6 protein-coding genes are annotated in these 5,974 nt (G+C 46.9%); 2 read left to right on the top strand and 4 right to left on the bottom strand.

Annotation, left to right across the window (positions count from 1 at the left end; all coding sequences use genetic code 11):
• The coding region (locus J7K41_01340) for a hypothetical protein (protein ID MCD6549337.1) at window positions 1-314 on the top strand (314 nt) is incomplete at its 5' end.
• A gap of 153 nt (window positions 315-467) precedes the next feature.
• On the top strand, window positions 468-1,508 hold the full coding sequence (locus J7K41_01335) for an ATP-binding protein (protein MCD6549336.1): 1,041 nt from the start codon (window positions 468-470) through the stop codon (window positions 1,506-1,508).
• Window positions 1,509-1,603: 95 nt separating this feature from the next.
• Here J7K41_01335 and J7K41_01330 read toward each other — a convergent pair whose 3' ends face one another.
• From J7K41_01330 to J7K41_01315, 4 genes are all read right to left on the bottom strand, one after another.
• The gene (locus tag J7K41_01330; GenBank protein ID MCD6549335.1) at window positions 1,604-2,704 is read right to left on the bottom strand and encodes a DNA topoisomerase IV subunit A; all 1,101 of its coding nucleotides are present in this window, start codon (window positions 2,702-2,704) and stop codon (window positions 1,604-1,606) included.
• 29 nt (window positions 2,705-2,733) lie between these two features.
• Complete coding sequence (gene top6B / locus J7K41_01325) at window positions 2,734-4,347, bottom strand: DNA topoisomerase VI subunit B (GenBank protein MCD6549334.1); 1,614 nt, start codon at window positions 4,345-4,347, stop codon at window positions 2,734-2,736.
• A gap of 9 nt (window positions 4,348-4,356) precedes the next feature.
• Window positions 4,357-4,854 (bottom strand): RNA-processing protein, encoded by a 498-nt coding sequence (locus tag J7K41_01320; GenBank protein ID MCD6549333.1) that lies wholly within the window; start codon window positions 4,852-4,854, stop codon window positions 4,357-4,359.
• A gap of 94 nt (window positions 4,855-4,948) precedes the next feature.
• Window positions 4,949-5,974, bottom strand: a 1,026-nt coding sequence (locus J7K41_01315) for a phosphatase PAP2 family protein (GenBank protein MCD6549332.1), incomplete at its 5' end; no start/stop codon positions are given.

Raw genomic sequence — 5,974 nt, 5'->3', positions numbered from 1 at the left:
TAAGAAAGATAAAAGGTAAAGATTCGATCATAATAATAGGGTTTGATGTTAGCGAAGGGTTTGTGTCCAACCTAAGCACCGATAAGAAACACGAATTCATTGACGAAGTCATGGAACGGATCAAGGACTTCTGTAAGAAGAATGATTTGGGTTTATACATAACAACGGATGCCGGAGGGATAAGCAACCGTGCCGGGTTCTCTGATTATCTGAGAGATAAATATTTTGGTGACGAAAAGATCAAGGTTAAACCAAAAACAACATTCCACCCTGATTATCATTACGTTGTCAGAAGCGCTGTTAATGTTAAATGAAAGAGATTACAAGAGAACGAGTGTATAAAAACTGCCTAAGCAAAATCAAATTTTATTATGAGTAACTTAACTAAATTTCGATTTTATTTAAGTCAACTTAAACAAATCGCAATTTAACTTAAGTTTTAAAAACCTTTCTGCATCGATATTATCATGTATTTCACGATAGAACCGAAGAGTCGGAAGGAAGACCTGTTCAATTATGAAGAAGAGTATGCAACAGTAAAAAAGGCGCTAAAGGCGGGAGAACGGATCATCGTAATCGTCGGGGTGAGACGGGTCGGTAAAACGAGTCTTATGAATGTCGTATACAACGAGATCAAAGGACTTAAACTGTGGATCGACGGGCGGATCGTTATATCTCCGAAAAAAGAGGTACCTTCCGCAATATACGAAGTAGCAAAGAACGGTAAAGACAAGGTATTCGGCAGGATAGAAGGTTTGACCTTCTCGATAATGGGGATAGGGTTAGATGTACGGGTCAACAAAAGATCGTTCACCACGATGGAAAGAACGATAAGAAACGCAGGCAGGATTACCGTGTTCATAGACGAAGCACAGCGTATGGATCCGTACGAACTTGCCGATATACTTTCGTATTTTTACGATAGAGTTCCGAACGTGAGATTCATCCTTTCTGGTAGTGAAGTCGGACTTTTGGAACACGTAACCGGAGAGAAGGACCCGCAACATCCGCTTTTCGGCAGGAGGATAACCAAGGTTATTCTGAAGAGGTTAGACCGCTCACGTTCACAGGAATACCTCAAAGAAGGTTTTAAACAGATTAACATGAAAGTATCGGAAAAGGAAATAGACAGGGTAGTCGATGAACTGGATGGACTCATCGGTTGGCTCACTCTGTACGGTTACGAAAGAGGTGTTCTGAAAAAAAGGAACGCGTTTGAATCTACAAGAGAACTGGCCATCCGCGTCGTTGCATCCGAACTGGACAGTTTTCTAAGAAGACTCAGGAACAGAAAACTCTACATAGCAATAATACGTAACGCAAACGGGGTGTCATGGTCCGAACTGAATGCTTACGTAAACAGAGACCTGAGAAAACGTATCAACCCGAACAGTTTAAACACGGCATTGAAGAGGTTGCTCGACTACTCCTTCATCATAAAGGCGGATGATAGGTACTGGAGGGCGGATCCGCTCATCCTCCCGGCAACGTTCCTGATTTCCGGCTAACTACTTAACTAAATTTCGATTTTATTTAAGTCAACTTAATCAAATCGCAATTTAACTTAAGTTAATTCTACTGTGTTTTTGTTGCGTGTCTGCGTTTACGGCAACAGTTTATTCTCAGATATCTTCTCGCGGAGGTAATCGCCGATGAATGAGAGTTTCGGACCCTGTAAAGCATCCTGTTCGAGTTTCTTCTTAGTCTTTATAACCGTCTTAAGTTCTTTCACCCATTCCTTATGTCTATTGATCCACGGATAAGAAAGCATGTCCTGAGCACGTTTTATGTCCACATCTTTAGCTTTGATGGTAAGATTCTTCAGAAAATCGTAATCGTTGAGGTCCTGCATGGTCACACCGACAAACCGCGCCTCAGGTACAGCCACATGGGTTCCCAGATAGGCAAGGTTCATGGAACCCGTTTTTATCGTCCAGTATATGTACCATCCCCATGCATCGCAATCCGTGAATGCGATGACCGGCAGACCCATGTCTGCCAGTTTACGAAGCAGGCGTCGCGCTCCGCGCGACGCCTGTCCCTGCGGTGACAGAAGGATGCAGTTCTCCTTTTTCCAGAACTTGTCCTCGTTAAGTCTCTGCCATATCGCATCCTTTTCCACGACCAGCACCCATTCAGCATCTATACTTTCGATCTTCATACCGTTATCGACATCTGAAGGTATCATCCAACCAGACCTACCCTGTTTAGTTAGGTCGATCTCTATCTCTTCACCCGCGAACCGATCCCTGAGTACCATCGGACCGGCAACCACACCTTTTCTAGCGGTGCTGAGGTTAAGGTCTTCACGTTTGACGTTGAGTGCGAGTTCAAGGTCCTCAATCAACGGGTTGGACTCGCTCTGATCACTGAACAGTTCCTCCTCAACATCTTCGCCTAGGGAAAACTTAAGTTGGTAGAACAACCCTCTGATACTGGTATGGAGTCCCTCTTCCAAAAACTTCTTACATTTGTTAGCGATGGCGACCGTCTGCATAAACCTCCTTGCCTGGGCAACGTTGACAAACGTTCTTTCCTCCTTTTTATCACCCAACCTGATCACACCTGTTGCCTCGTCGTAGAACACGTTACTCCTGGACCTCAACCCGGTAACAAAACTGGGCGATTCGTTGTTCCTGATCTCGTCGAGCATCTGTTTACCCAAATCCTCGAGCTTTTTAACAACGGGATTATCGTAACCCATTACACATCACCTTTCTGACACATTTCATTCTAACCTGTTTCTTCATCGAGAAGAACCTCTTCACCGTCCTCCTTCTTAGCGATCATCTTAGCACGGGTACCTCCGTACTTCTCTTCGATGATCTCGTTAAGTTGTTGCACTATCCAATCCCTCTTATCAGGACATCCTGCCAACTCGGACAGGTCGGAAGCCAGTTGATTAACGTACTTGCTGACCGCGCGTTTTCTCGTTGCCCTTTCCCTTTCCCTTATCTTACCCTGGAGATGTCTCTGCAGTTTACGCGCGCATTCCATCAACGCATTCCTGATCTCGCCGATTATCTCATCCTCGGAGGACAGTGCCTGTTTACCCGCACCTGTGTAAGGTATATGGACGGATGAAACGTTGACCAGAACCGCTACTGGCAGTTCATCGAAATTCTTCAGACCGTACCGTTTCCAATCTATGGACCGGACCGCTTCGGTGATACCGCAACCGCCAGCATCGAAGAGCAAAGGCACTCTGTTAGCAAACCTCATTATATCGCTCGTTGACCTGCCGGCCACACGTCTTCCCGCAGACCCGCCGTAGGCAAGAGCCACCTCCACGATAAACGGTATACCTCCCCTGAAGACCGACGGTTTCCGTTCCACTACTTCAAGGAATTCCGGGTCGAGTATATTCTTCATCGATGTACGGATCTGTTCCTCACCTATTGGATATATGCCTTCGGTAGAAGGTGCTATCCATTTCATCTTTCTGAATGCTTTGACGATGCGGTCCGCCTCCTCCCATGTGATCTGATGGGGATGTTTCTTGAAATCTATGTCGGGGAGAAGTTCCCTCAGTTCGACAAGTTTTTTCTGGGAAAACCTGGCAAACTCGTTGACCAAGAACTGATTAAGTGTTGAATACCCTCTACTATGATGACAAAAATCTACGAGGTCATGGGTAGTGATACCCAACGGATGCGGTTTAACTGGTTTGGGTTTCGGAGGCACTTCAAACACCGAACGCGGAAACACGAACTCTTCACCGGACGGGTCTATGAGCGTGATCTGGGCATGAGGGTTTGCGATAGCCGTTCTCTTCAGATATTCGTACACTCCGTAAACACCGCGGTCGTACTTAACATCGCCGACCTCTGCCTCGTATATCAGACCGTGCCAATCGCTCGGTTCTTTAACAACGTTCGACACGACCGGCCGATTATTCTTGAAATCTATAGATATATCACACGATACTTTAACACCCTTGTAACCTGATACCGCATGTATAGGTTTACCTGTGGTGAGCTGCGCATACATCGTAACACCTGCCGCACCGATACCCTGTTGACCTCTCTGTTGGACGTACCTGTGGAACTTCGTACCCGCTAACATCATACCCAATGCTTTGCCCAGATGTTTGAAAGGTATACCGATACCGTTGTCTTCAACACGCACCCTATATCTACCTTCATCCCTGTCTATCTCATTGATCACCACTTTAACCTCGGGAAGTATACCTGCCTCTTCGGCACCGTCGAGACTGTTGGTCACCAACTCGTGGACGATCGTAGTCAGCGACCTGACCTTACCTGAGAACCCCAACATCTGTCTGTTCTTCTTGAAGAACTCTGCAACCGAATGTTCCTTAAACTCTTTAAACACATCATCTCCCATGATAAACACCTATTCTACCAACGATTTATGGATCTCGGCTTCATCGATAAACCTGTAAACATTCTTATGAGGTGAACCGGTTATAAGCCGTTGGATCGCTTCGGCAACGATTTCGACATCGTCGTACAACCCGATGATCGCAACGGTGTGTCCGGATATACTCAACCTTACGTCACCCTTCTTCTCGATCATCAGTTTAGCCTTACCGTGTTCGCCGATCACCCTACCCAACTGTCGTCTGATAGCGGACTCTGAAAACCCGAGTTTCTTAAGGTCGATCACCTTCAACGTATAACCTTCCTCTGTGAGTTTCATCGCATCGTTCGGTTTGAACCCTAGGATCAACGCTCTGACAACGTCTTTGGCAAAATACTCTTTCACAGGATCCCCTTCTATCTCTACACGGTTATCGGTCACACGGACCTTTACATCCAGCCTGGATTCGAGTTTATCCAGACCCTTTTTCAGTCTGTACAATGCATCATCTGGCACAGTAACCGTCTGCATAATTCGTTATATTATGTTTCCGGTTTAAAAACCTATTCTCATAAAACGTCACAATTATCCCATTTTTCGTTTACGGTTGCCGCGAACTCAACCGTCACAGCATGTACACCAACGCGCATACTACCGGGATCAACACGTTGTCATCGACCTTCAGGTCAAGCGCTTCTACAACGGTTGCCAGACATACCGCAGCAAGCGTTGAATACACGGGGTATATCGGGTATGCGAGAAGCGAACCGACCAGAAACGCCGCCGACCCTTCGACGGTTTTCGACCTGTTGAAAGGGAAGGGAAGTTTATGTCTACCGAACCGTTTACCTGCAAGTGTTGACAACCCGTCACCTACGGACAGTATCCAGAGTATCACAAACACAGGTTGGAACGACCTCAACATACCCAACGCCAGAAAAGCTCCGGATGCGTAGTACATCGCTCCGTGACCGAACCTGTTCTTTCGTTCGAAGGTATCGAAGATCCACTCCGTTAACGGGATACGGAGACCGGAGGCGCGCGCCTGCATAGCCAATGTACCCAAAGCAAAGAAAACCGTCAACCACATCGCACCCTGTTCCAAACCGAACCAATACAACAGACCCGCTATCACAAACCCCGCCAATACGTGGATACACTGTCTCAGTATCTCCTTACCCATCGGTTCTGTAACAGTTCTCTCGTCTTCAGGGTTTACGAAAAGTTTGGACAGATGATAGGATATACCTGCCACACCTATCCCTGCTGCAACATCTAGCCATGAATGCACACCTAAAGCGACCCTCGACCATCCGACAACCCATGCAAGAACGACCATCACCGGATACAGAACGGTTCCGAGGAAAGGTAGAGCAAAGGAAAACGCAAACGCGGTGTGACCGCTGGGTAACCCTGACGAAGGAGGACATACCGGCATACCCGCACACGGACGGGGTACGGTCCAGACCGTTTTCATGGCAAAGGAGATGACCATCGCTACCGCCACGGTAACGATAAGATGTTTGAGCAAACGGCTGCTTCGCAGCCGTTTGCTCGTCAACGCGGCGCACACGTACACACCGACAAAAAGCGCGACAACTATTGGCCACTCGTCAAACAAACCCGGACCTACGGTCATACATCCACCCAT

The sequence above is a fragment of the Candidatus Micrarchaeota archaeon genome (assembly GCA_021163225.1).
Classification (GTDB): domain Archaea; phylum Micrarchaeota; class Micrarchaeia; order Anstonellales; family JAGGXE01; genus JAGGXE01.
This window is presented reverse-complemented; position numbering and strand designations above follow the sequence as displayed.

What these genes read in the sequence shown, in the direction of transcription:
- top6B (MCD6549334.1), bottom strand. Translation starts at nt 4,347, where the DNA reads ATGGGAGATGATGTGTTTAAAGAGTTTAAGGAACATTCGGTTGCAGAG.
- J7K41_01335 (MCD6549336.1), top strand. Translation starts at nt 468, where the DNA reads ATGTATTTCACGATAGAACCGAAGAGTCGGAAGGAAGACCTGTTCAAT.
- J7K41_01330 (MCD6549335.1), bottom strand. Translation starts at nt 2,704, where the DNA reads ATGGGTTACGATAATCCCGTTGTTAAAAAGCTCGAGGATTTGGGTAAA.
- J7K41_01320 (MCD6549333.1), bottom strand. Translation starts at nt 4,854, where the DNA reads ATGCAGACGGTTACTGTGCCAGATGATGCATTGTACAGACTGAAAAAG.